This window comes from Aurantimonas litoralis, assembly GCF_026153195.1.
GTDB lineage: Bacteria > Pseudomonadota > Alphaproteobacteria > Rhizobiales > Rhizobiaceae > Aurantimonas > Aurantimonas coralicida.
In genome coordinates this window covers 159,588-183,844 of sequence record NZ_JAPFBM010000005.1, presented here as the reverse complement: position 1 = coordinate 183,844, position 24,257 = coordinate 159,588, and the positions used below count along the sequence as shown (strand labels likewise).

At 68.1% G+C, this 24,257-nt stretch carries 24 protein-coding genes; 16 read left to right on the top strand and 8 right to left on the bottom strand.

The features are described 5' to 3' along the window. Positions 1-11 precede the first annotated feature (11 nt). The gene (locus tag N7I30_RS12810) at positions 12-1,931 is read right to left on the bottom strand and encodes a methyl-accepting chemotaxis protein (protein ID WP_188075230.1); all 1,920 of its coding nucleotides are present in this window, start codon (positions 1,929-1,931) and stop codon (positions 12-14) included. Positions 1,932-2,129: 198 nt separating this feature from the next. Beyond that, positions 2,130-5,789, bottom strand: coding sequence for a hydantoinase B/oxoprolinase family protein (locus N7I30_RS12805; RefSeq protein WP_498639306.1), 3,660 nt, complete (start codon positions 5,787-5,789; stop codon positions 2,130-2,132). A gap of 108 nt (positions 5,790-5,897) precedes the next feature. On the opposite strand from N7I30_RS12805, the gene N7I30_RS12800 reads away from it, so the two are divergent. The 5 genes from N7I30_RS12800 (at position 5,898) to folD (ending at position 10,468) form a co-directional block, all read left to right on the top strand. Continuing rightward, on the top strand, positions 5,898-6,878 hold the full coding sequence (locus N7I30_RS12800; RefSeq protein WP_051141514.1) for a TRAP transporter substrate-binding protein: 981 nt from the start codon (positions 5,898-5,900) through the stop codon (positions 6,876-6,878). A gap of 82 nt (positions 6,879-6,960) precedes the next feature. Then, positions 6,961-7,497 carry a TRAP transporter small permease gene (locus N7I30_RS12795; RefSeq protein ID WP_188075233.1) on the top strand — a complete coding sequence of 179 codons (537 nt, stop codon included), beginning with the start codon at positions 6,961-6,963 and terminating at the stop codon, positions 7,495-7,497. After that, a complete protein-coding gene (locus N7I30_RS12790) occupies positions 7,497-8,804 on the top strand; it encodes a TRAP transporter large permease (protein ID WP_024349405.1) in 1,308 nt (435 codons plus the stop codon). Before N7I30_RS12795 ends, N7I30_RS12790 begins: the two co-directional genes overlap by 1 nt. 2 nt (positions 8,805-8,806) lie before the next feature. Continuing rightward, positions 8,807-9,367 (top strand): winged helix DNA-binding protein, encoded by a 561-nt coding sequence (locus N7I30_RS12785; RefSeq protein ID WP_498639303.1) that lies wholly within the window; start codon positions 8,807-8,809, stop codon positions 9,365-9,367. Between the two features lie 180 nt (positions 9,368-9,547). Then, positions 9,548-10,468 carry a bifunctional methylenetetrahydrofolate dehydrogenase/methenyltetrahydrofolate cyclohydrolase FolD gene (gene folD, locus N7I30_RS12780; protein ID WP_498639301.1) on the top strand — a complete coding sequence of 307 codons (921 nt, stop codon included), beginning with the start codon at positions 9,548-9,550 and terminating at the stop codon, positions 10,466-10,468. A gap of 55 nt (positions 10,469-10,523) precedes the next feature. Here the strand turns inward: folD and N7I30_RS12775 are convergent, their stop codons facing one another. The 3 genes from N7I30_RS12775 to hrcA form a co-directional block, all read right to left on the bottom strand. After that, positions 10,524-10,982 (bottom strand): DUF411 domain-containing protein, encoded by a 459-nt coding sequence (locus tag N7I30_RS12775; RefSeq protein WP_024349402.1) that lies wholly within the window; start codon positions 10,980-10,982, stop codon positions 10,524-10,526. A gap of 80 nt (positions 10,983-11,062) precedes the next feature. Continuing rightward, positions 11,063-11,791 (bottom strand): nucleotide exchange factor GrpE, encoded by a 729-nt coding sequence (grpE, locus tag N7I30_RS12770; RefSeq protein WP_024349401.1) that lies wholly within the window; start codon positions 11,789-11,791, stop codon positions 11,063-11,065. Positions 11,792-11,912: 121 nt separating this feature from the next. Continuing rightward, entirely contained in the window at positions 11,913-13,022 is a 1,110-nt protein-coding gene (gene hrcA, locus N7I30_RS12765) for a heat-inducible transcriptional repressor HrcA (protein WP_024349400.1), read from the bottom strand. A 238-nt stretch (positions 13,023-13,260) separates the two neighbouring features. Here hrcA and rph point away from each other — a divergent pair, with 238 nt between their 5' ends. From rph to N7I30_RS12710, 11 genes are all read left to right on the top strand, one after another. After that, complete coding sequence (gene rph, locus N7I30_RS12760) at positions 13,261-13,986, top strand: ribonuclease PH (RefSeq protein ID WP_187389996.1); 726 nt, start codon at positions 13,261-13,263, stop codon at positions 13,984-13,986. Further along, complete coding sequence (gene rdgB / locus N7I30_RS12755; RefSeq protein ID WP_024349398.1) at positions 13,983-14,627, top strand: RdgB/HAM1 family non-canonical purine NTP pyrophosphatase; 645 nt, start codon at positions 13,983-13,985, stop codon at positions 14,625-14,627. The genes rph and rdgB overlap by 4 nt, the downstream gene beginning before the upstream one ends. Then, positions 14,624-15,820, top strand: a complete 1,197-nt coding sequence (gene hemW / locus N7I30_RS12750) for a radical SAM family heme chaperone HemW (protein WP_024349397.1) — start codon at positions 14,624-14,626, stop codon at positions 15,818-15,820. Before rdgB ends, hemW begins: the two co-directional genes overlap by 4 nt. A gap of 72 nt (positions 15,821-15,892) precedes the next feature. After that, on the top strand, positions 15,893-16,147 hold the full coding sequence (locus N7I30_RS12745; protein WP_277023472.1) for a BrnT family toxin: 255 nt from the start codon (positions 15,893-15,895) through the stop codon (positions 16,145-16,147). After that, positions 16,134-16,406, top strand: coding sequence for a BrnA antitoxin family protein (locus N7I30_RS12740; protein WP_498639297.1), 273 nt, complete (start codon positions 16,134-16,136; stop codon positions 16,404-16,406). The genes N7I30_RS12745 and N7I30_RS12740 overlap by 14 nt, the downstream gene beginning before the upstream one ends. Further along, complete coding sequence (gene rsmI / locus N7I30_RS12735; RefSeq protein ID WP_498639295.1) at positions 16,406-17,326, top strand: 16S rRNA (cytidine(1402)-2'-O)-methyltransferase; 921 nt, start codon at positions 16,406-16,408, stop codon at positions 17,324-17,326. Before N7I30_RS12740 ends, rsmI begins: the two co-directional genes overlap by 1 nt. Then, positions 17,323-17,706: a YraN family protein gene (locus N7I30_RS12730; protein WP_498639293.1), complete on the top strand. Its 384-nt coding sequence runs from the start codon at positions 17,323-17,325 to the stop codon at positions 17,704-17,706. Before rsmI ends, N7I30_RS12730 begins: the two co-directional genes overlap by 4 nt. 111 nt (positions 17,707-17,817) lie before the next feature. Continuing rightward, the gene (locus N7I30_RS12725; RefSeq protein ID WP_230787681.1) at positions 17,818-19,689 is read left to right on the top strand and encodes an ABC transporter ATP-binding protein; all 1,872 of its coding nucleotides are present in this window, start codon (positions 17,818-17,820) and stop codon (positions 19,687-19,689) included. 32 nt (positions 19,690-19,721) lie between these two features. Then, positions 19,722-20,531 carry a 4-hydroxy-tetrahydrodipicolinate reductase gene (gene dapB, locus N7I30_RS12720; protein WP_498639291.1) on the top strand — a complete coding sequence of 270 codons (810 nt, stop codon included), beginning with the start codon at positions 19,722-19,724 and terminating at the stop codon, positions 20,529-20,531. A gap of 59 nt (positions 20,532-20,590) precedes the next feature. Beyond that, on the top strand, positions 20,591-21,211 hold the full coding sequence (locus N7I30_RS12715) for a 2,3-bisphosphoglycerate-dependent phosphoglycerate mutase (RefSeq protein WP_498639289.1): 621 nt from the start codon (positions 20,591-20,593) through the stop codon (positions 21,209-21,211). A gap of 109 nt (positions 21,212-21,320) precedes the next feature. Continuing rightward, entirely contained in the window at positions 21,321-21,869 is a 549-nt protein-coding gene (locus tag N7I30_RS12710) for a formaldehyde-activating enzyme (protein WP_498639287.1), read from the top strand. Between the two features lie 21 nt (positions 21,870-21,890). Here N7I30_RS12710 and N7I30_RS12705 read toward each other — a convergent pair whose 3' ends face one another. The 3 genes from N7I30_RS12705 to N7I30_RS12695 form a co-directional block, all read right to left on the bottom strand. Next, positions 21,891-22,559: an endonuclease III domain-containing protein gene (locus N7I30_RS12705; RefSeq protein WP_498639286.1), complete on the bottom strand. Its 669-nt coding sequence runs from the start codon at positions 22,557-22,559 to the stop codon at positions 21,891-21,893. A 127-nt stretch (positions 22,560-22,686) separates the two neighbouring features. Beyond that, positions 22,687-23,607, bottom strand: coding sequence for a methylated-DNA--[protein]-cysteine S-methyltransferase (locus N7I30_RS12700; protein ID WP_498639284.1), 921 nt, complete (start codon positions 23,605-23,607; stop codon positions 22,687-22,689). A gap of 91 nt (positions 23,608-23,698) precedes the next feature. Further along, entirely contained in the window at positions 23,699-24,208 is a 510-nt protein-coding gene (locus N7I30_RS12695; RefSeq protein ID WP_187390006.1) for a DUF2244 domain-containing protein, read from the bottom strand. Between the last annotated feature and the right edge of the window lie 49 nt (positions 24,209-24,257).

The following is a 24,257-nucleotide window of genomic DNA, read 5'->3' as shown; positions in this document are numbered from 1 at the left end:
GGCGGGGCCGGTCAGAATTCTTCCCAACCATCTTCCTGTGCCTGCGGCGCGCGGGCGGCACCGCCCGAACCGGTCGTGCGCATCTGTGTCACGCCGCGGGACGGCGCATGGCGCTGCGGCTGCGCCCGGCCTTCGCTGCGGCGCGCACCGGCATTGCCGGCACTGGTGCTGAACTTGGCCATGGCATGGGCCAGTTCGTCGGTCTCGTTGGCCAGCGTCTGGCTGGCCGCCGTTGCCTCTTCCACCATGGCGGCGTTCTGCTGGGTCACCTTGTCCATCTGGTCGGCAGCGCCCGAGACTTCGCGCAGGCTCGTCGCCTGTTCGCGGGCCGAGGAGGCAATGGTCGAGATGACTTCGGCCATGGCGCTGACTTCGGTGACGATCTCCTCCAGCGACTTGCCAGACGCCGTGACCAGTTCGACGCCGGTGCCGACCTGTTCGCGGGACGTCGCGATCAGGGTCTTGATCTCCTTGGCGGCTTCCGCCGAGCGCTGGGCGAGGCCCCGCACTTCCTGGGCGACGACCGCAAAGCCCTTGCCCGCCTCGCCGGCCCGCGCCGCCTCGACGCCGGCATTCAGGGCCAGCAGGTTGGTCTGGAAGGCGATCTCGTCGATGACCGAGATGATCGAGTTGATCTTCTCGGACGACTGCTCGATCTGGCCCATGGCCGCGACCGCCTTGCCGACGACCTCGCCGCCCTTCTGGGCCTTTTCGCGGGCACCGGACGCCACCTGCTGAGCCTTGCCGGCGCCTTCCGCGGTCTCGTTGACGGCCTGGGTCACTTCGCCAAGCGCTGCAACAGTCTCTTCAAGGCTCGCCGCCTGCTGCTCGGTGCGATGCGCCAGATCGTTGGACGCCGTGTTGATCTCGCCGAGACCGGTACGGATCGAGGCGATGGACGTCACGACATGGCCGATGGCCTCTTCCAGCGAGGCGACGCTGGCGTTGAACTTCGCCCGGATCGGCTCGAATTCCTCGGCCACCCTGTCCTGCATGCGCACGGTCAGGTCACCGGCCGACAGGCGCTCGAAGCCCACTTCGACGACGCCGACAAAGGCGCGCAGGTCCTCGGCCTTGGCATTGTCGAGGGCGGCCTGGCGCTTCTTGGCGTCTTCCTGGCTGATGCGGGTGGCTTCGGCTTCCTGAGCCAGTTCATCGCGCTCGATCGCGGCCTTCTTGAAGGCCTCGACGGCACCGGCCATCTCGCCGATCTCGTCCTGGCGTCCGGCACCCGGGATCGCCACGGTCTTGTCGCCGGCGGCGAGCGAACGCATGGCTGCGGTCATCTGGGTCAGCGGACGGGAAATGCTGCGGGCCAGCGGCCAGGCGCAGGCGATCAGCAGGCCGAGCAGCGGCAGCGACCAGGCCAGCGACTTGGCGACCTCGCTCATGAAGATCGCGTTGAGGTCGTCGACATAGACGCCGGTACCGATCACCCAGCCCCACTGCGGCACGGACGCCGAATAGCTCAGCTTGGCAATCGGCTCCTCGCCCTTGGTACGCGGCCACAGATAGGGGGTGATGCCGCCGCCCTGGGCGGCCCTGGCGATGATTTCCTGGAACAGCGGGAAGCCGCTCGGGTCGCGGCTGTCCCAGAAGTTCTTGCCGACCAGCGCCGTGTTCGGGTGAACCAGCATGTTGGCCTTGGTATCGGTGACGAAGAAATAGTCGTCCTTGCCGTAACGCATGGACTCGACCACTGCCGCCGCCTGGGCGCGTGCCGCATCCTCGGTGAGGACGCCATCGGCGACCATCGTCTGGTAACGCTCGACGATAGCGACGGCCGATTCCACCTGCGTCTTGATGAGTTCGCCGCGTTGGGCTTCCACGACGTTGCGCAGCGACAGGAGCTGCGCGCCGGTAACGACGAGGCAGATGACGATCGACAGCGCGATCAGCGCGGCCAGTTTCTTCGATATGGTCAGAGGCATGTGAACGATCCCAAAAACGTGATCGTTCGAATTGACACGAAATCCTTTAACGGAACCTATCCGTGTGCCGCACGTTCGCGATTTCGCGACATACGCGACCGATATACTTCCATTCCCCTGGCAGAGTTCCCGCCGTCGGCCCGGCGATCGTGAGGACCGGGCCGACGGCGATGGCGATTGCTGCGTAATGACCGCGGCTTAGGGCCGGCCGTAGCCGCCCGGCGTCGGCGTCGTGACGATTACCGCCTCGCCGGCCTGCAGCACGGTCTGGTCGCAGCCTTCGAGCCGTTCGACGCTGCCATCCGCGCGGCGGATCTCGGTTTTGCCCATCTGGCCGTCCTCGCCGCCGGCGATACCCCGCGGCGGCAGGGTCCGGTGCGAGGACAGGATGGCGCAGTCCATCTCCTGCAGGAAGCGGATGGTGCGTTCGGTGCCGTCGCCGCCGGCCTTCTCGCCGCCGCCGCCGGATCCGGCCCGGATATGGAAGTCCTCCAGCACGACCGGATAGCGCATCTCGAGGATCTCCGGATCGGTGAGGCGCGAATTGGTCATGTGGACATGCACGCCCGACGTGCCGGCGAAGCTGGTGCCGTCGTTCATGCGGCCGGCCGGCGAGCCCGAGCAGATGGTCTCGTAATACTGGTAGCGCGCATCCCCGAAGGTCAGGTTGTTCATCGTGCCTTCCGAGTTCGACAGCGCGCCGAAGGCGCCGAACAGCGCATTGGTGACATGCTGCGAGGTCTCGACATTGCCGGCGACGACGGCGGCCGGATAGACCGGCTTGAGCATCGAACCGTCCGGCACGACGATGCGGATCGGGCGCAGGCACCCGGCATTCATCGGGATCGGCTTTTCCACCATCACGCGGAAGACGTAGAGGACCGCGGCCCGCGTCACCGGCTCGGGCGCGTTGAAATTGTTGGCCATGGACGGCGACGTGCCGGTGAAGTCGACGGTCGCCTCGCGGGCCTCCCGGTCGATGGTGATCGCCACCTTGATGATCTGGCCGGAATCGGTCGGATATTCGTAGGAGCAATCCTCCAGCCCGTCGATGAGCTGGCGCACCGCCTCGGCGGCGTTGTCCTGGACGAAGCCCATATAGGCCCGGGCCGTGTCGAGGCCGAAGGTCTCGACCATCTTGCGCAGTTCGGCGACGCCCTTCTCGTTGGCCGCGATCTGCGCCTTCAGGTCGGCGACGTTCTGGTCGGGATTGCGGGCCGGATAGGGATGGTCGGTCAGGACCCGGCGCAGCTCCTCCTCCTGGAAGATTCCGCCCTCGACGAGGCGCAGATTGTCGATGAGGACGCCCTCCTCGTCGACCCTGGTGGCGCGCGGGGTCATCGAGCCCGGCGCGATGCCGCCGACATCGGCATGGTGGCCGCGCGAGGCGACATAGAAGAGGATCGTCCGCTTCGCGTCGTCGAAGACCGGGGTGACGACGGTGATGTCCGGCAAATGGGTGCCGCCATTATAGGGAGCGTTCAGGGCGAAGACGTCGCCCGGCCGGATCGCGTCCTTGTTCTGGGCGATGATCGTCTCGACCGAGCGGTCCATGGAGCCCAGATGCACCGGCATGTGCGGCGCGTTGGCGACGAGCGCGCCGGTGGCGTCGAAGACGGCGCAGGAGAAGTCCAGCCGCTCCTTGATGTTCACCGAGGAGGCGGTGTTCTGCAGCGTCACGCCCATCTGTTCGGCGATCGACATAAAGAGGTTGTTGAACACCTCCAGCAGCACCGGATCGGCGCCAGCCTCGCCGGAACCGGCTTTGGCCGTGCCGAGCGCGGCATGGCGGGCCTTCTTCTCGGTGCGGGTCAGGAGGACGTCGTTGTGGACGGTGATCCCCGCCGACCAGCCCGGCTCGACGACGATGGTCTGGTTCGGCTCGACGATCAGCGCCGGCCCGGCAATGCGGGCGCCCAGTTCCAGCGCCTCGCGGCGGAAGATACCGGCCTCGCGCTCGGCCCCGCCGGTATAGATGCGCCCGGTCTCGGAGGCTTCGGCGTCGTAAGCCGCGACATTGCCCTCGCTCGCGTCGACGACCGTCTCGCGGCGCTCGGCGCCCTCGACCGAGACGTTCTCCACGACGATCGGGCGGTCCTCGTAGACGAAGCCGAACTGCGCCCGGTGGGCGTCCTCGAAGGCTGTGCGCGCGGCCGCGAAATCGCCGGTATGGACGACCGGCAGCGTCGTGTCGGTGCCGTCATAGCGCAGTTGCAGCAGCAGCGTCGTGTCGACGCTCTCGTCGGCAACGCCCTGGGCCGCGAGTTCGGCGGCCACGGCCTTTCCGAGCTCCGCCGCCAGCGCGTCGATGGCATCGCGGGACGCCTCTTCCAGCGGCGCGACCAGCGCTTGGCTGCGGGAGGAGAACAGCGAGGACAGGCCGATACCGTAGGCCGACAGGAGGCCGGACATGGGGTGGATCAGCACCCGCTCCATCGACAGGGCGTCGGCGACGAGGCAGGCATGCTGGCCGCCGGCGCCGCCGAAGGAATTGAGCAGGTAGCGCGAGACGTCGTAGCCGCGCTGCACCGAGATCTTCTTGATGGCATTGGCCATGTTCTCAACGGCGATGGTCAGGAATCCCTCGGCCATCTGCCGCGGATCGCGATCCTCGCCGAGCGTCGCCGCCATGGCCTTGAACTTCTCGGCGACGATGCCGGCGTCCAGCGGCTGGTCGCGGCCCGGCCCGAACACGGCCGGGAACAGCTCCGGCTTCAGCTTGCCGAGCATGACATTGGCATCGGTCACCGTCAGCGGCCCGCCCTTGCCGTAGGCCGCCGGTCCCGGATGCGCGCCGGCCGAATCCGGGCCGACCTGGAAGCGGCCCTGGTCGAGATGCAGGATCGAGCCGCCGCCGGCGGCCACCGTGTGGATGCGCATCATCGGCGCGCGAATGCGCACGCCCGCGACTTCCGAATCCAGCGCCCGCTCATAGGAGCCGGCATAGTGGGTCACGTCGGTCGAGGTGCCGCCCATGTCGAAGCCGATGACCTTTTTCTCGCCGGCCAGTCGCGCGGTTTCGGCCATGCCGACGACGCCGCCGGCCGGGCCCGACAGGATCGCATCCTTGCCCTGGAAGAGATCGGCGGCGGTGAGCCCACCCGACGACATCATGAACTGCAGGGACGGCGCGGCAGCATCCTGCGTGCTGGCGCCGAGCGCGCCGGCGACGCGGCTGACATAGCGCGACAGGATCGGCGTCAGATAGGCGTCGACGACCGTGGTGTCGCCGCGCCCGACGATCTTGACCAGCGGCGAGACCTCGTGGCTGACCGAGATCTGCGAGAAACCGGCTTCTTCCGCCAGGGTGCGGGCGCGCTGCTCGTGGGCCGGGTAGCGCCAGGAATGCATGAAGACGATGGCGACGGCATCGATGCCGTCGGCTCTGGCGGCCGCCAGCGCGTCGCGCGTGCCGGCCTCGTCCAGTTCGCGCTCCAGCGTGCCGTCCGCCAGCACCCGCTCGCCGACTTCCGCCACCCGCTCGTAGAGCTGCTCGGGCAGGATGATCTCCTTGGCGAAGATGTCCGGCCGCGCCTGGTACGCGATCTTCAGCGCGTCGCGGAAACCGCTTGTGATAAGCAGCAGCGTGCGGTCGCCCTTGCGCTCGAGCAGCGCATTGGTGGCCACCGTCGTGCCCATGCGCACCGTGCCGACGCGGTCCGAGACGATCGGCGCGTCGCTGGCGAGGCCCAGGAGGTCGCGGATGCCTTCGAGGGCGGCGTCCTCGTAGACGCCGGGATTTTCGGAGAGCAGCTTGCGCGGATGCAGGCCCCCGTCGGGATCGCGGCCGATGATGTCGGTGAAGGTGCCGCCCCGGTCGATCCAGAAGTCCCACTTGCCGCTGTTGACTGCACTCATCTTCGGCACTCCGCTCAAGATTTCATCTTTATCGGCGATTTATCGACAGATTATCAGTGTGTTTGACGGAGGGCAATTTTCGTGGAAGTCTTTCTCTCGGAAACAGCCATGGAGACTGCGATGAAGCATCTGTCGACGATTACGCTTGCCGCCACTCTGGTTCTGCCGGGCGCGGCCCTTGCCCAAACAGCCTGGGACATGCCGACCCCCTATGCGGAAGGCAATTTCCACGAAAAGAACATCGCCACCTTCATCGAGGAGGTGAACGGCGCCGCCGGCGACGCGGTCCAGATCACCCAGCACCCGAACCAGTCGCTGATCAAGCATCCCGACATCAAGAACTCGGTCCGCGACGGCATCGTGCCGATCGGTGAGCTGCTGGTCTCGCGGCTCGAGAACGAGAACCCGATCTACGGCGCCGATTCCGTGCCGTTCCTGGCCACCAGCTACGACGAGGCGAAGAAGCTCTACGACGCCCAGAAGCCGATGATGGAAGAGGCGCTGGCCAAGGACGGCCTGAAGCTTCTGTTCTCGGTGCCGTGGCCGCCGCAGGGCCTCTACACCAAGCAGGCGGTGGATTCCGTCGCCGAGCTCGGCGGCAAGTCGTTCCGTGCCTACAACACCTCGACCGAGGCGATCGCCAACGAGGCCGGCATGGTGCCGACCCAGATCGAGGCCTCGGACGTGCCGACGGCCTTCTCGACCGGCCGCGTCGAGGCGATGATGACCTCGCCCTCCACCGGTGTCGACACCAAGGCCTGGGACTTCCTGTCGAACTACTACGTCCTCAACGCCTGGCTGCCGCGCAACATGGTGATCGTCAACCAGGCGGCCTTCGACGCCCTGCCGCCGGAGGCCCAGACCGCCATCACCGAGGCGGCGGCCGCCGCCGAGACCCGCGGCTGGGAGGCTTCGGTGGCCGAGACCGAAAGCGCCACCAAGACGCTGTCGGAGAACGGCATCACGGTCGAGGAGCCGTCCGAGCAGATGAAGGCGGACTTCCAGAAGATCGGCGAGACGCTGACCGAATCCTGGAAGCAGTCGGCGGGCGAGGCCGGCGCGGCCCTGATCGAGGCCTATCGCAACTGATCATTGCTCCCGTGAGACGGGCGGCGGCCATCGCCGCCCGTCTTCTGCCCCGAGCCTGCCCGTCAACCCGCCCGGAGCACCGATGCGTCGCGTTCTCGATACGATCTACAGCGTGGCCGGCGGCATCGCCGCCCTCTGCCTCGTCGCCATTCTTGTCCTCGTCGCACTGCAGGTGGGCGCCCGGCTCCTCGATTTCGTGCTGATCAGTCTCGGGGCGACGCCGACCCGCTTCGCCGTGCCCTCGCTCGCCGAGATCGCCGGCTTCCTCCTGGCGGGCGCCACCTTCCTGGCGCTGGCCGACACGCTGGCCAGGAACGTCCACATCCGGGTCGACCTCGTCACCCAGCGGCTGCCCGAGCGGGTGCGCCAGAATGTCGACGGCATCGTCGCACTGCTCGGCGCCGGGATCGCCCTGTTCGGCGCCTATGCCACCGGCGGACTGGCGCTGAAGAGCTTCAGCTACGGCGACGTCTCCTACGGCATGATCGCCGTGCCGCTCGCCTTGCCCCAGGCGACGCTGGCGCTGGGCCTCTTCATCCTCGCCATCGCCCTCGTCGACGAAGCCGTGCTGGCCTTTCGCGGCATGGATCGCATCGCCGGCAGCGGAGGCAGCGTCTGATGGGCGTGTTCGAAGTCTCGCTGCTGCTCGTCGTCGTCCTCTTCGGCGCGCTGGCGTCGGGCCTGTGGGTCGCGCTCGCGCTGACGCTGACGGCGCTCGCGGCGCTGCTCACCCGGCCGGCGCTGCCCGACGCGCAGATCCTTGCCACCTCCTTCTGGTCCGCCTCGACGTCGTGGGACCTCACCGCCCTGCCGATGTTCATCTGGATGGGCGAAATCCTGTTCCGCTCCAAACTGTCGGAGGACCTCTTCGCCGGGCTCGCGCCGCTGATGCGGCGGCTGCCGGGCCGGCTGATTCACGTCAACATTGTCGGCTGCGCCATCTTCGCGGCGATCTCCGGTTCTTCGGCCGCCACCACCCAGACCATCGGCAAGATCTCGCTGCCGGAACTGAAGGAGCGGGGCTATGACGAGCGCATCGCCATGGGTTCGCTGGCCGGCTCGGGCACGCTGGGCCTGCTGATCCCGCCCTCGATCATCCTCATCGTCTATGGCGCGGCCGTGGAGGAATCGATCGCCCGGCTGTTCATCGCCGGCGTCGTGCCGGGCATCGTGCTGGCACTGTTGTTCATGGGCTATGTGGCGCTCATCACCACGCTGAAGCCCTCGCTGATCCCGGCTGCGGCCGACGTCATCGTCGAGGAAAGCGCCTTTCGCTCGCTCGGCCGCATCCTGCCGACCATCCTGCTGATCGCCGGCGTCATCGGCTCGATCTATGGCGGCATCGCCTCGCCGACCGAGGCGGCGGTGATCGGCGTCATCCTGGCGCTGGTCATCGCAAGGGCCCAGAACGCGCTGAACTGGCAGAGTTTCCGCGAGGGCCTGATGGCGGCGACGCGGGTGTCGGCGATGATCGCCTTCATCCTCGCCGGCGCGGCGGTGGTCACCACCGCCATGGGCTTCACCGGCCTGCCGCGGGAACTGGCCACCTGGATCGGCTCGCTCGACCTGTCCCCCTTCGCGCTGCTGGCGGCGCTGACGGTGTTCTTCATGGTGCTCGGCTGCTTCCTCGACGGCATCTCCATGGTGGTGCTGACCACTTCGGTGATCATGCCGCTGGTAACCCAGGCCGGCTTCGACCTCGTATGGTTTGGCATCTATCTCGTCATCGTCGTGGAGATGGCCCAGATTACGCCGCCGGTCGGCTTCAACCTCTTCGTCATCCAGGGCCTGACCGGTCAGAACATCTTCAGGATCGCCGCCGCCACGGCGCCCTTCTTCGGCCTCCTGGCGCTGATGGTGGTGCTGCTGGCGGTGTTCCCCGATCTCGCGCTCTACCTGCCCCGCACGATGTTCTCCGGAGGCTGACCATGGCCGCGGACACCGACGACACCAGTCCCGAAGTCACGCCGCCAACAGGACCGGCCGGTTTCGGGCCGATCGTCTCCTCGGCGCACCTGGCCGACGGCGCCATGCCGGCGCTGTCGGAGGTCGAGTTCGGGATGATCCTCGCCAACCATGCCTTCGAGCGCTGGATGATCCGCTGCATGACGGCGGCCGGCCAGCCCGGCCTGACGGCGACGGAAATCCTCGTCCTCCACACGGTCACCCATCGCGGCAAGCCCAAGCGCCTCGCCGACATCTGCCTCGTCCTGGGCATCGAGGACACGCATCTGGCGACCTATGCGATCCGCAAGCTGGAGGCGAAGGGGCTGGTGGCGCGCGAGAAAGCCGGCAAGGAACGGCTGATCACGATCACCCCCGAGGGCGAGACCGCCTGCCGCCGCTACAAGGACCTGCGCGAACGCATCCTCGTCTCCGGCGCCGAGGAACTCGGCATTTCCCCCGAGGCCATGACCAACGTTGCCCGCCTTCTGCGCGTCCTGTCGGGCCATTACGACCAGGCGGCCCGCACCGCGGCGAGTTTGTAGAAGGACCGAAGACCGGTCTCGGCTCGGCGTTCACCGCTTGCCAATGCGATAGACATCGCCGCCGGACTGGACTGCTCGCGCCGCACCGCGGGACGCGTGCAGCGATGCGGGCCTTTTCCCATCGCTGCCTTCTGCCATAAGAGACCCTGACGGCACCGCGGACAGGAAGGATACGGCACCATGGCCGAAGCACGGCGGATCGACGGCAAGGCGCGCGCGGCGCGGATCATCGAGGAGGTCACGGCGGCAACGACGTCCCTGACCGCCGAGACGGGCCTTCAGCCCGGACTGGCCGTGGTGATCGTCGGCGAGGACCCGGCCAGCCAGGTCTATGTCGGCTCCAAGGCCAAGCGCGCGGTCGAATGCGGCTTCAAGTCGGTCAAGCACGTGCTCGATACCGACACGTCCGAAGCGGCGCTGCTCGAGCTGATCGCCGAGCTCAACGCCGATCCCGAGATCCACGGCATTCTCGTCCAGCTGCCGCTGCCGCAGCAGATCGACGAGGGCAAGGTGATCCAGGCCATCGACGCCGACAAGGACGTCGACGGTTTCCACCTCGTCAATATCGGGCGGCTGTCCACCGGCGCGATCGACGAGGCCTTCGTGCCCTGCACGCCGGCCGGCTCGATGATCCTGATCCGCGACGTTCTCGGCGACGATCTGTCGGGCCTCAACGCGGTGATCGTCGGCCGCTCCAACATCGTCGGCAAGCCGATGGCGCAGCTTCTCCTCGCCGCCAACGCCACCGTGACCATCGCCCATTCGCGCACGAAGGACCTGCCCGCTCTTTGCCGGAACGCGGATATCCTGGTCGCAGCCGTCGGCCGGCCCGAGATGATCGGCGCGGACTATGTGAAGGAGGGTGCCGTGGTCATCGATGTCGGCATCAACCGGATTGATGCCCCCGAGAAGGGCAACAATCCGGACGGCTCGGCGAAGACCCGGCTGGTGGGCGATGTGGCGTTCGAGGCCGCCTCGCAGAAGGCCGCGGCGATCACGCCGGTGCCGGGCGGCGTCGGGCCGATGACCATCGCCATGCTGATGGCCAACACGCTGGTGGCGGCCTGCCGCGCCGCCGGTCGCACGCCGCCGCGCTTCTGAGCCGGGCCACCAGGATCAGGCGCGACGCCCTGTCCTGTCAGAAATTGGCGGCCGGTCAGCGGGCGCCGACAGCCTGATAGACGGTCGGACCGCCTTCGCCGCCGAAGCCGTAGACGTCGTAGCGGGCATCCGGATCGTCGCCCATGCCGGGCGAGCCCATCGGCATGCCCGGCGCCGACAGGCCGGCCAGGGCGGGACGCTCGGCGAGGAGCCGGTCGATCGCATCCATCGGCACATGGCCCTCGATGACATAGCCGTCGATCCTGGCCGTGTGGCACCCTTCCATCGCCGCCGGTACCTTCGCCGCACGCTTGATCGGGGTCAGTTCGTCGGTGTTCGTGACGGTAACGTCGAAGCCATGGGCGCGGGCAATGTCCGTCCAGGCCTCGCAGCAGCCGCAGCTCGGCGACTTCCAGACCGACATATGCCGATCGGCGTGATCGGCCTTGGCCGCCAGCGTGCCGAGCACGAGCAGTCCGGCCGAAACCGCGAGCGGGAGGATCGTCTTCGTCATAAGTCGCCTGTTCTTGCCTGGCATCCGTATCGCGAACTGGTCCCCGCGATACGGAAAAGCGTCGGCCGGCTTTGTGGCGATCAGATGGTGTCGCCGGCGTCCTGCGGGGCGGCGTCCGCCTCGGCCTTGGCGGCAGAGGCCTTCGGCCCGCCCTTGGAGACGCCGACCATGGCCGGGCGCAGCACGCGCTCGCCAATGGCATAGCCCGCCTGCACGACCTGCAGGACGGTGCCGTTCGGCACTTCGGTGTTCGGAATCTCGAACATCGCCTGATGGAAATTCGGGTCGAAGCGCTGGCCTTCCGGGTCGAGCTTCTTGACGCCGTGCTTCTCCAGCGTGCTGAGCAGCGACCGCTCGGTCACCTCGACGCCGTCGATGAGACCGGCCAGACCACCCTCGCCATCGGCCTTGGCTTCGGCCGGCACGGCTTCCAGCGCGCGGCGCAGATTGTCGGCGACCGACAGGATCTCGCGGGCAAAGCCGGTCACCGCATAGGTGCGCGCATCCTTGACCTCGCGCTCGGTCCGCCGGCGCAGGTTTTCCATGTCGGCGGCCAGCCGCAGCAAGCGATCCTTGACGTCGGCGTTCTCGGCTTCCAGCGCGGCGATGCGTTCGGCATCGGCGCTGGCGGCCGCATCGGCGTCGGCAAAGCCGCTGGCGGCGTCCGCATAGCCGCTGCCCTCGGCATTGGCATTGGCCGCCGCGCGCCGCGCCTCGGCCTCGCTCGCCGGGTCGGCGCGATCGCGGGCGGCCGGGTCAGCCGCCCGGTTGCGGGCTTCGTCGTGTTCGCGCTTGCCGGTATCGCTCATGCGTCATCACCTCGTGTCGGGGCCTGGCTGCGCAAGTCCGGCGGTGGGAGTTCCCATGCGAACCGCGCAGCGCGGCGGAAAATCGTTGTCGCGCCGCATATCGAATTGACGGGACGGAAAATCAAGCCTCGCGGGCAGCCGCGCCCGAGGTCAGAAGCCGCGATACGATGCGCGCGGTATAGTCCACCATCGGCACAATGCGCTTGTAGTTGAGCCGGGTCGGACCGATCACGCCCACCGCGCCGATGACGCTCTCGCCGCCGCCCTGATAGGGGGCGACCACCAGCGAGGATCCGGACAGAGAGAACAGCTTGTTCTCCGACCCGATGAAGATCCGCACGCCATTGCCCTTCTCGGCAAGGCCCAGAAGCTCGATGATGCCGCTCTTGGTCTCGAGGTCGTCGAAGAGCAGGCGCAGCCGCTCGATGTCCTCGGATGCGGTGACGTTCTCCAGAAGATTTGCGCGACCGCGCACGATCAGCCGCGCCGGCTGGTCGGCCGAGGCGCCGGACCAGACCGCCAGCCCCTTTTCGACGAGCTGGCGCGACAGGAGATCGAGGGCGCTGGACGTGTCGTCCTTCAGCCGGGCAATTTCCTCGCTCGCCTCGCCCAGCGTGCGGCCGACGATATGGGCGTTGAGGAAGTTTCCGGCCTCGACGAGCTGCGAGGCGGTGACGCCGGCCGGCAGGTCGAGAATGCGGTTCTCCACCTCGCCATTGGCGCCGACCAGCACCGCCAGCGCCCGCGTCGGCTCCAGCCGGATGAACTCGATATGCTTGAGGCGCAGATCGGCCTTGGAGGTGAGCACGATGCCGGCGCCGCGCGACAGGCCGGACAGAAGCTGGCTCGCCTCGGTCAGAAGCGATTCGAACGGGCGGCCGTCACCCGACACGCGCACCTTTTCCTCGATCTCCTCGCGCTCGGAGGAGCCGAGATCGCCGACTTCCAGAAAGGCGTCGACGAAGAAGCGCAGGCCCAGTTCGGTCGGCATGCGTCCGGCACTGACATGCGGCGCGTAGATCAGGCCGAGCGCTTCCAGATCGCTCATCACGTTGCGGATCGAGGCCGGCGACAGCGCGTTGGTCAGGAGCCGCGACAGCATGCGCGAGCCCACCGGCTCGCCGATGTCGAGATAGCTTTCGACGATCAGCCGGAAGATCTCCCGCGAGCGCTCGTCCAGCGGCAGTGCTCCGGAAGCCAAATCGCTGACAGGCAAACGGAATTCAGTCATGGCGTCGCATCGTTTCCCGCATGACCGGACTATAGGGAATGCATGGGCCCTCGCCAAGCCGTCCGGCCGCGATCCCCCTCCGCGCAAGCACGTTTCCAGGCGATCTTCCGCCATGGCGCGGCGCCCCGCCATGACGGCGACGCGAAAATCTTTGATCCGCCGGGTCATCGCCGATACAAGCCCGGCGCAACCCGAAGCATCTATTCCCTTCTCCAGGACCGATTGTCAGGACCTCATCATGCGGCCATCCAAACGCGCCTTCGACGAATTGCGGCCCGTCAGCCTCGAGCGGAACTACTCGCGTCACGCCGAAGGCTCGTGCCTCGTCCGGTTCGGCGACACCCATGTCCTGTGCACGGCGAGCCTTGAAGAGCGCGTGCCGGGCTGGCTGAAGAATTCCGGCAAGGGCTGGGTGACGGCCGAATACGGCATGCTGCCGCGCGCCACGGGCGACCGGATGCGCCGCGAGGCAGCGTCCGGCAAGCAGTCGGGCCGCACCCAGGAAATCCAGCGCCTCGTCGGCCGCAGCCTGCGCGCCGTCGTCGACCTGCAGGCGCTGGGCGAGCGCCAGATCACCGTGGATTGCGACGTCATCCAGGCCGATGGCGGCACCCGCACGGCGGCGATCACCGGCGGCTACGTGGCACTGGCCGACTGCCTCGCCTGGATGGGCCAGCGCGCCATGGTCGATCCGGCCAAGGTGCTGAAGGACCACGTCGCGGCGATCTCCTGCGGCATCTACAAGGGCGAGCCGGTGCTCGACCTCGACTACCCGGAGGATTCCACCGCCGAGACCGACGCCAATTTCGTCATGACCGGCTCCGGCGGCATCGTCGAGATCCAGGGCACCGCCGAAGGCACGCCGTTCTCGCAGGACGAGTTCCTCAAGCTCCTCGATCTCGCCCGCAAGGGGATCAACGATCTCGTCGGCATGCAGCGCCAGGCCATCGAGGCCGCGCAATGAAACGTCTCGACCCGAAGGACGGCCCGCTTCTCGTCGCCAGCCACAACATCGGAAAGATCTGGGAAATCCGCGAGCTGATGGAGCCCTTCGGCTTCGAGGTGACCTCGGCGAAGGACAAGGGCCTCGAGGATCCCGAAGAGACCGGCACGACCTTCGAGGCCAATGCCGAGCTCAAGGCACTGGCCGCCATGCGCGCCACCGGTCTCGTGTCGCTGTCGGACGATTCCGGCATCGCCATCGACGCGCTGAACGGCGATCCCGGCATCTATTCGGCGCGATGGGGCGGCCCGGATCGCGATTTCGCCATGGCAATGCGCAATGTCGAGGAAAAGCTGCAGGCGGCCGGCGCCACGACGCCGGAGCAGCGCCGGGCGAAATTCGTCGCGGTTCTGTGCCTTGCGGATCCGGCCGGCGGCACGCATCTCTTCCGCGGCGAGGTCGAGGGGACCATCGTCTGGCCGCCGCGCGGCGAGCTCGGCTTCGGCTACGATCCGATCTTCCTGCCCGACGGCAGCGACCGGACCTTCGGCGAGATGATGTCGGCGGAAAAACACGCCTGGAAGCCCGGCCAGCCGACCGCCATGTCGCATCGGGCCCGGGCATTCCAGAAATTCGCGCGCGACGCACTCGGAGTCGAATGACGATCCATTCCCGCCCAGGCCGTGACGTTCTCGCCTTCGAGCCGCAATCGCGCGCGCCGGGGTTCGGCGTCTATGTGCATTGGCCGTTCTGCGCGGCCAAATGCCCGTATTGCGACTTCAACAGCCATGTCCGCCACAAGCCGGTGGACCAGGAACGCTATGCGGCGGCCTTCGAGCGGGAACTGGCCGAGATGGCCCGCCGCTCGGCGGGTGAAACGGTCACCTCGGTCTTTTTGGGCGGTGGTACGCCGTCGCTGATGGAGCCGGCGACGGTCGGCCGGATCCTCGATGCCGTGGCCGCCAACTGGACGATCGCCGACGGCGCCGAGATCACGCTGGAGGCCAATCCGTCGAGCGTCGAGGCGGAGCGGTTCCGCGGCTATCGCGAGGCCGGCGTCAATCGGGTGTCGCTCGGCGTGCAGGCCTTGAACGACCGCGACCTTAGACTTCTCGGCCGGCTGCACAGCGTCGACCAGGCGCTGCACGCCATCGGTCTTGCCCGCGAGATCTTCCCGCGCCTGTCCTTCGACCTGATCTATGCCCGGCCCGACCAGACCGTCGCGGCCTGGGAAAGCGAGCTGAACCAGGCGATCGATCTCGCCGCCGATCATCTGTCGCTCTACCAGCTCACCATCGAGGAGGGCACGCCCTTCTACGCGCTGCACAAGGCGGGCAAGCTGATCGTGCCGGATGGCGACCTGTCGGCCGATCTCTACGAATCCACCCAGCGGATCACCGCCGAACGCGGCCTGCCGGCCTACGAGATCTCCAACCACGCCGTGCCCGGCGCCGAATCCCGTCACAACCTGACGTACTGGCGCTACGGGCTTTATGCCGGTGTCGGCCCCGGCGCCCATGGCCGGCTGATGGGTCCGGGCGGGCGCCACGCCATCTCCAACGAACCATTGCCGGAAACCTGGCTGAAGATGGTCGAATCCTGGGACAGCGGGGCGGTGGTCGACGAATTGCTGAGCCCGACCGAACAGGCGGACGAGCTGCTGCTGATGGGCCTGCGCCTGACCGAGGGCATCGACCTGAAGCGCTGGCGAAAGCTGACCGGCCGCGACCTCGATCCGGTCAGCGAGGCGGACCTGATGGCTCACGGCATGGTGGAACGCCTCGGGCCCGACCGGCTGCGGGCGACGCCCGCCGGCATGCTCGTCCTCGACGCGGTGGTCGCCGACCTCGCCTGAGGCGGATTTCGTCGACGCCCCCGGCGCCCTATATAGTGGATGGCGACCGTCACGTGCCGGAGCCGTCGCGCATTGGATTTCGACCCCGCCAAGGATGCCGCGAATATCGCCAAGCACGGCGTCTCTTTGGCAAGAGCGGCGGATATGGATCTGCGGCTGGTGATCAGGGATGACCGCCACGACTATGGCGAGGTGCGGTTTCGTGGTTTCGGCTTCATCGACGGCCAGCCTTTCTGCGTTGCCTTCACCGTCCGCGCTGGCTCGGTGCGTCCGATCAGTCTCCGCCGCGCCCATCGAAAGGAGTTCGAACGCTATGTCGGACAATAGCCAGGACCCTGTCATCGACAGCGACAATCCCGAATGGACGCAGGCAGATTTTCGCAAGGCCCGGGCGGCGGACGCGACGCTTCCGCCCGAGATTCTTGCGCAGTTCGGCCAAAGTGGCCGCCAGTCTCAAAAGTCGGCGTCCGGAAAGATTCCGGTCGCGCTCGAGCTCAGCCCCGAGGTCCTTTCCCATTTCAAGGCAACAGGGCCCGGCTGGCAGGAACGGATCGACGAAGCGCTGAAGCGGTCGATCGCCAAGTGATGCCCGAAGAGTTGCAGGCGCAGAAAGACGAGCAGGCCACCGCCCGCCGCTATCGCATCCGGGATGTGGCGCACACGGCGCCGAAGCCGGAGCCGGGCCTCTATCTGGTGGCGACGCCGATCGGCAATCTCGGCGACGTGACCCTGCGCGGGCTGGAACTCATCGCCGGGGCCGACCGCCTTGCCTGCGAGGATACGCGCGTCACCGCCAAGCTGCTGCATCGCTTCGGCATCGAGCGGCGAATGTTCGCCTATCACGAGCACAATGCCGAAGATGCCGGCGCCGCGCTCCTCGCCGATTTGCAGGCTGGCCTGTCGGTGGCTCTCGTCTCGGACGCCGGGACGCCGCTGGTGTCGGACCCCGGCTACCGGATCGTGCAGGAGGCGATCGCGGCCGGGATTCCAGTGGTGCCGATCCCCGGCGCCTCGGCGGCCCTCGCCGCGTTGCTCGCCTCGGGCCTGCCGTCGGACGCCTTCTTCTTTGCCGGCTTCCTGCCGCAGAAGGAGCAGGCGCGCGCGCAGCGGCTGGAGGAACTTGCCCGCATTCCCGGCACGCTCGTCTTCTTCGAGGCGCCGCACCGGATCGCCGACAGCCTCGCGGCCATGGACCTGGCCTTCGGCGCGCGTCAGGCCGCCGTCTGCCGCGAGCTGACCAAGGCCTACGAGACCATCTATCGCGGCACGCTGGGCGATCTTGCCGCCCAGTTCGCGGCCATGGAACGGGTGCGCGGCGAGATCGTCGTCTGCATCGCGCCGCCCGACGCGCCGCCGGTGGCGAGCGAGGCCGATGCCGACGCGATCCTCTCCGGTCTGCTGGCGGAGATGAAGCCTACGAAGGCGGCGCAGGAGGCTGCCAAGCTGACCGGCCTCGGCCGGCGCGACCTCTACCAGCGCGCCCTCGCCCTCAAGGACCGGCAGTGACCTCTGCGGACGCTGTGCGCGCCCGGCGTCGGCAGGGCTTTCGCAAGGGCCATCGCGGCGAGTGGCTGGCGGCCATGGCGCTGCGGCTGAAGGGCTACCGCATCCTCGCCGTCCGGCACCGCACGAAAGCCGGCGAGATCGACCTGATCGCCCGGCGCGGCGATCTCGTCGCCTTCGTCGAGGTGAAGGCCCGCGCGACGCTCGCCGAGGCGATGGACGCGGTCGGCCCGCAGACCCAGCGCCGGATCGAGGCCGCGGCCGATCTGTGGATCGGGCGCCGGGCCGATTTCGCCCGGCTTTCGCGCCGCTTCGACATCGTCGCCGTGCTGCCATGGCGCTGGCCGGTCCATGTCACCGGCGCGTGGCAGGGTCGCGGCTAGGCTCTCAGGCATCCCGACCGTTGCCGATCGGCCAGTGCCGGCGGATTTCCGACGCGGCGCCCGCCCGGCCCCGATAGGCACCGGACGCATGAGCCTCTATAGGACGTCGCGATGAGCAAGAAAACGACAGCCGGGCAGGCCGCCGGCGCGACGACGAAGAAGCGGATCTCCCTGAAGGAGCCGGGCGAGCGCGGTCTCGTGCTGCGGCTCCTGAAGCGGATCATCCAGGAGAACGGCCGGCAGTTCCTGCGCCAGTACGTGATGGCGATCGTCTGTCTCGTGCTGGTCGCGGCCTCCACGGCGTTTCTCGCCTGGATCATGCGCAGCGTGATCGACGACATCTTCGTCAACCAGAACCGCGCCGCCATCGTCACGCTGCCGATCGTCGTCTTCCTGGCCTTCGCCACGCGCGGCCTTGCCACCTATGGCCAGGGCGTGATCCTCGCCCGCATCGGCAACCACATCGTCGCGCGCTACCAGCGGCGGCTGTTCGCCCATCTGATGGCCCTGTCGGTGGACTTCTTCGGCGAGAACCGCTCGGCTCACTTGGCCGCCCGGATAAACCAGAATGTCGCCGGCATCCGCGACACGCTGAACCTGACAGTCACCTCGATCGCCCGCGATCTCCTGACGCTGATCTTCCTCGTCTTCGTGATGATCTACCAGGACCCGCTGCTGTCGATGATCGCGCTGATCGCCGGCCCGCCGATCGCGCTGATGATCGGCATCCTGGCCCGCAAGCTGCGAGTGGTCACCCGCCAATCGATCGACCTCAATGCGCGGGTGCTCGGCTCGATCCAGGAGGCGGCGCAGGGCATCACCGTGGTGAAGGCCTTCACCATGGAAAAGCCGCTGCGCGCACGCATCGAGACGCTGATCCTCGGCGCCGAGGAACGCTCCAACCGCATCGCCGTCATCACCGAGCGCACCACGCCGGTCACCGAAATCGTCGCCGGCCTCGCGATCGCCGGTGTGATCGCCTATTCGGGCTACCGTGCCATCGTCTACGGCTATTCGCCGGGCGCCATGTTCGCCTTCATCACGGCGCTGCTACTCGCCTACGATCCGGCCCGCCGTCTCGCCAAGCTGCAGGTGCAGCTCGAGCGGGCGCTGGTCAACGCCCAGATGATCTACGAGATCCTCGATCTGGAGCCGGGCCAGGCCGACAAGCCGGGCGCGCCGGCGTTGAAGGTCGACCGGGCCGAGATCGTCTTCGAGAATGTCGGCTTCGGCTATCATCCGGGCGAACCCGTCCTGAAGGGCATGAGCTTCACCGCCCGACCCGGCCGCACCACTGCGCTGATCGGCGCGTCCGGCGGCGGCAAGTCCACCGTGATCTCGCTGCTGCAACGCTTCTACGACGTCTCCGAGGGCGCCATCCGCATCGACGGCCAGGACATCCGCGACGTGGCGACCGCCTCGCTGCGCGCCCAGATCGCCTATGTCCCGCAGACGCCGTATCTCTTCGAAGGCACGATCCGCGAGAACATCCGCCTCGGCCGCCCCGACGCGACCGACGACGAGATCGCCGAGGCCGCGCGGCAGGCGCAGGCCGAGGAATTCATCCTCGCCCAGCCCCAGGGCTACGACACGCCGCTCGGCGAAAACGGCATCTCGCTGTCGGGCGGCCAGCGCCAGCGGCTGTCGATCGCCCGGGCGCTGGTGCGCAACGCCCCGATCCTGCTTCTCGACGAGGCCACCTCGGCCCTCGACACGCGCTCCGAGACCCTGGTGCAGGCGGCGCTGGACGAGGCGATGAAGAACCGCACGGTCCTCGTCGTCGCGCATCGCCTGTCGACCATCGTCGGCGCCGACCAGATTCTCGTCGTCGACGGCGGCGAGATCGTCGAGCGCGGCAGCCACGAGGAACTTGTCGGACGCCGCGACGGCCTCTATGCCCGGTTCCACGGCCTGCAGTCGAGCGATCGCCGCAGCGGCACGGCAACGCGGCCCGAGGAAATCGCCGCATCCGTGCGGAGCTGACGCGCCAGGCCGCGCAACGAGGGAGAGACGCGATGGCACCGATGAAGCTGGTCGTCCTGGGCGCCGCCGGTCGCATGGGCCGAACGCTGGTCACCGTGATCGCCGAGACCGAAGGCGCCGTCCTGTCCGGCGCGGTCGAACGCGAGGGCTCTGAGGCGATCGGCCAGGATGCGGGCCTCCTTGCCGGCATCGGAACCTCGGGCGTCCTCATCACCGACGATATCGACGCGGCGCTCGCCGGCGCCGACGGCATCATCGACTTCACCGCGCCGGCGGCCTCCGTCGCCATGGCCGAACGCGCCGCCAGCGGCTCGCTGGTCCATGTCGTCGGCACCACCGGCTGCTCGCCAGATCAGGACGCGGCGATCGCGGCCAGCGCCGAGCGCACGCCGATCGTCAAATCCGGCAATATGAGCCTCGGCGTCAATCTCCTCGCCGGCCTCGTCGAGAAGGCTGCCCGGGCGCTCGGCCCCGACGCCTTCGACATCGAGATCCTGGAAATGCACCACAAGCACAAGGTGGATGCGCCGTCCGGCACCGCCCTGCTCCTCGGCGAGGCCGCCGCGAAGGGTCGCGGCATTTCGCTCGCCGACAACAGCGTGCGGGTGCGCGACGGCCATACCGGGCCGCGACCAGAGGGCACGATCGGCTTCGCCACGCTGCGCGGCGGTTCGGTGACCGGCGAGCATTCGGTGATCCTGGCCGGCGAAGGCGAGCGCATCGAGATCTCGCATCTGGCGACCGACCGGGCGATCTTCGCCCGCGGCGCCGTCCGTGCCGCCCTCTGGGCGAAGGACCGTGCGCCCGGCCTCTACACCATGGCCGACGTCCTCGGCCTCTGACGGCTGGCGTCCCGCCCGCCCCGCATGCTTCATCCGACCCACATGAAAGGTCCGCCGCGATGTCCAGAACCCTCGTCCTCGTCCGCCACGGCCAGAGCGACTGGAACCTCAAGAACCTCTTCACCGGCTGGAAGGACCCCGACCTGACCGAGAAGGGCGTCGAGGAAGCCAAGGATGCCGGGCGCCGCCTGAAGGCCGCCGGCCTGACCTTCGACATCGCCTTCACCAGCGAACTCTCCCGCGCCCAGCGCACGCTGACGCTGGCGCTGAACGAACTCGGCCAGCCGGACCTCGAAACGATCCGCAACGTCGCCCTCAACGAGCGCGACTATGGCGACCTGTCCGGCCTCAACAAGGACGATGCCCGCGCCAAATGGGGCGAGGAGCAGGTGCATATCTGGCGCCGCTCCTACGACGTGCCGCCGCCGGGCGGCGAGAGCCTGAAGGACACCGGCGCCCGCGTCTGGCCCTATTACATCCACGACATCCTGCCGAAGGTGATGAACGACGGCACGGTGCTGGTCGCCGCCCACGGCAATTCGCTGCGCGCCATGGTGATGGCGCTGGACGGGCTGACCGGCGAGGAGATCGTCGGCCAGGAGATCGCCACCGGCGTGCCGATCGTCTACCGGCTCAACGCCGATACCAGCGTCGCCGAAAAGACCATCCTCGAAGGCTGACGGCGCTCCGGTTTCGCTTATGCCCGCGCCGGCTTGGCGCGGGTTTGAGTGCGCCGGCGGAAGCTGCTAGGCCGCAGCGGGCGCCGGAAACCAGCGAGAGAATGCCATCATGACCGACCGTATCGTCCTGCGCAGCGGCGAAGCCCTTGTCGCCGGCGGCCCTCCGGGCACCGCCGCCGAACCGGAAGTCGTCATCGGCGAGCTCGACGGGCCGGTCGGCACCGCGCTCGCTACCCTCACCGGCGACCAGGTGAAGGGCCACAGCCGCGTCTTTGCCCTGCTCAACACCGACATCATGGTCCGTCCGGTCACGCTCTGCGTGTCGAAGGTCACTGTCGACAATCCGAAATACACCAATATCCTGATGGGCACGGTGCAGTTCGCCATCGCCAATGGCGTGCTCGACGCCGTGCGCGAGGGCATCCTGCCGAAGGACCGGGTCAACGACCTCGGCATCATCTGCTCGGTCTGGCTCGCCCCGACCATCGTCGACGTGCCGGATCTCGACCACAAGGTGCTGTTCGACATCCATCGCAAGGGCATGACCCAGGCGATCCGCAAGGCGATGGCGAACGAGCCTTCGATCGACTGGCTCCTGGAGAACCAGGACAAGATCGTCCACAAATACTACCAGATGGGCCTCGACGGTAAGATCTGAGGCCATCCCGGCGACCGCCGCTCAGGAGGCGGCGGCGTCCCGGTTGGCGGCGAACCAGAGGCAGAGATCGGTGAGCATGCAGGCCTCGCAGCGGGGTCTGCGCGCCACGCAGACCGCCTTGCCGAACTGGATCAGCCAGAAATGCCCGTCGCCCTGCGCCCAGTCCGGGGCGCGGGCGGCGAGCTGGTCGGCGGTGGCGTCGGCCCCACGCGCCGCCGTCAGGCCGATGCGGTTGGCGACCCGGTGGACATGGGTGTCGACGGCGATGACGTCCTGTCCGAAGGTGAAGCTGAGGACGATATCGGCGCATTTGCGCCCGACGCCCGGCAGCGCCATCAGCCCGGCCCGATCCTGCGGGACGAGCCCCCCATGGCTCTCCAGCAGCGCGTGGCAGAGCCGCGTCAGATTGCGCGCCTTCATGTTGTAGAGGCCGCAAGGTTTGATCGCCCGGGCAAGCGCCTCCTCACCGAGCATCAGCATCGCCTGCGGGGTCGTGGCCAGCGCAAACAGCGCCTCGGCCGCCGCGGCCGTGTTGCGGTCGAGGCTCTGGGCCGAGAGGACGCAGGAGACCAGCGAGCGGAACGGGTCGGGCTGATCCTTCGGCCCCTTGGCCATCGCCGTGCGCCCCGGCATCTCGGCGGCAAGGCGGCGAAACACCGTCTCCACCGCTGCCTCCGGCAGAACCGCCATGTCGCTCATCCGTCCGGCCACCGGCCTCGTCCTCCCCCCTGATCGGGGAGTTCAGATAGGGCCGCGTGCGAGCCTGCGGATGCGACCGCTTGCCCCGGCACGTGTCTTAGTTAGGACAAGCCGCATGTCATCCGCCGTCGCGGGCCAGAAGTCCGCTTTCCCAGCCCAGCATCGCCCGCTTGCGGGTGATGCCCCAGTGATAGCCAGTGAGCGCGCCGGACTTCCCGACCACCCGGTGGCACGGCACCACGAAGGAGACCGGGTTGCGCCCGACCGCCGCCCCCACGGCGCGGGCCGCCTTCGGCGCGCCGATGCGCCCGGCGACGCTGGCATAGGTGGTCGCCTGCCCTACCGGGATCGTCAGCAGCGTTTCCCAGACCCGGATCTCGAAATCCGTCCCGATCAGCACCACCCGCAACGGCCGCTCGCTCTGCCAGTGGCCGGGCTCGAAGATGCGCCGGGCGAGCGGGGCGGTCCGGTCGGGCGCCGGCCGGAAGCTCGCCTTCGGCCAGCGCCGGCGCATGTCGTCCAGCGCCGCCGCCTCGCCGCCATCGCCGGGTTCGGCAAAGCCGATGCCGGCCAGGCCCCGTTCGGTGGCCACGACCAGCGCCAGGCCGAAGGGCGTCGCGTGAAAGCCGTAGTCGAAGGCGATGCCCGCGCCCTTGGCCTTGTAGGCGCCCGGCGACTGGGCCTCGTGCTTGACGAAGAGGTCGTGCAGCCGCGACGGGCCGGAGAGGCCAACCTCGAAGGCGGCATCCAGCAGCGACGCCCCGCCGTCGAGCAGGCGGCGGGCGTGGTCCATGGTGACGGCCTGCAGGAACGCCTTCGGCGTCAGCCCGGCCCAGCGGCGGAACACGGCGGTCAACGCTTCTTCCGAACGACCGAGCGCGGCTGCGATCTCGCCGAGGCTCGGCTGCTCGCTGTAATGGGTCGAGATGAACTCGATGGCGCGGCGGACCGTCTCGTAATCGCCAAGGCTCTCCTGGCCGGCGGATGGCGTGATCACGGCGGGGTCGGTTCGGACCGTGTCGGGTGCGATCGACAACATGGCAATTCTCCCTTGCTGGCCGATCATCGCCTCCGCGGGCGGCGTCCGCCACCCGTTTTCCGACAATCGGCCCGACGGAGGCGCCAGCCGGTCAGCGGCCCTTGGCGGTCAGCAGTGCGCGGTTGAATTCGCGGGCAAAGCTCTCGCGGTCGTCGGGATTGAGAAACCCGCCGATCTCGGTCGAGGCGGCCTTGGAATCGACGCTCATCCGTGTGATGCCGATCTCGTCGTGCCGGTCCACCTTGAACCGCGCCCAGAACGGATTGTGATGGGTCTCGCGGACCTCGCCGCGCGGCGAGATCTTGCGGATCGCCAGGTCGGTCCGAGAAACGGTGACGAGTTCGCGCGCCCTGGCCGAGCGGTAGCTGGCGCGAAACGCCCACCAGATCAGCAGCACGTCGACGCCGAAAAAGCCGAAGACCGGCCAGGCGCCCTTGGCGACGAAGGCGATGCCGGTGACGAGGCTGACCCCGCCGACAAAGACCATGAGGATGTTGAAGCCGCGCCGGCCGAGCGAGCGGTAGGGCGTCAGCAAGGCCTCGAAGATCGGCCGTTCCGACGCGGCGTCGGCCTGACCTGTGCCATCGCGATTGTCAGTCACGGCGTCGTCTCGCTATAGGGCAACGATGAGCGACAAGATTGGACCATCC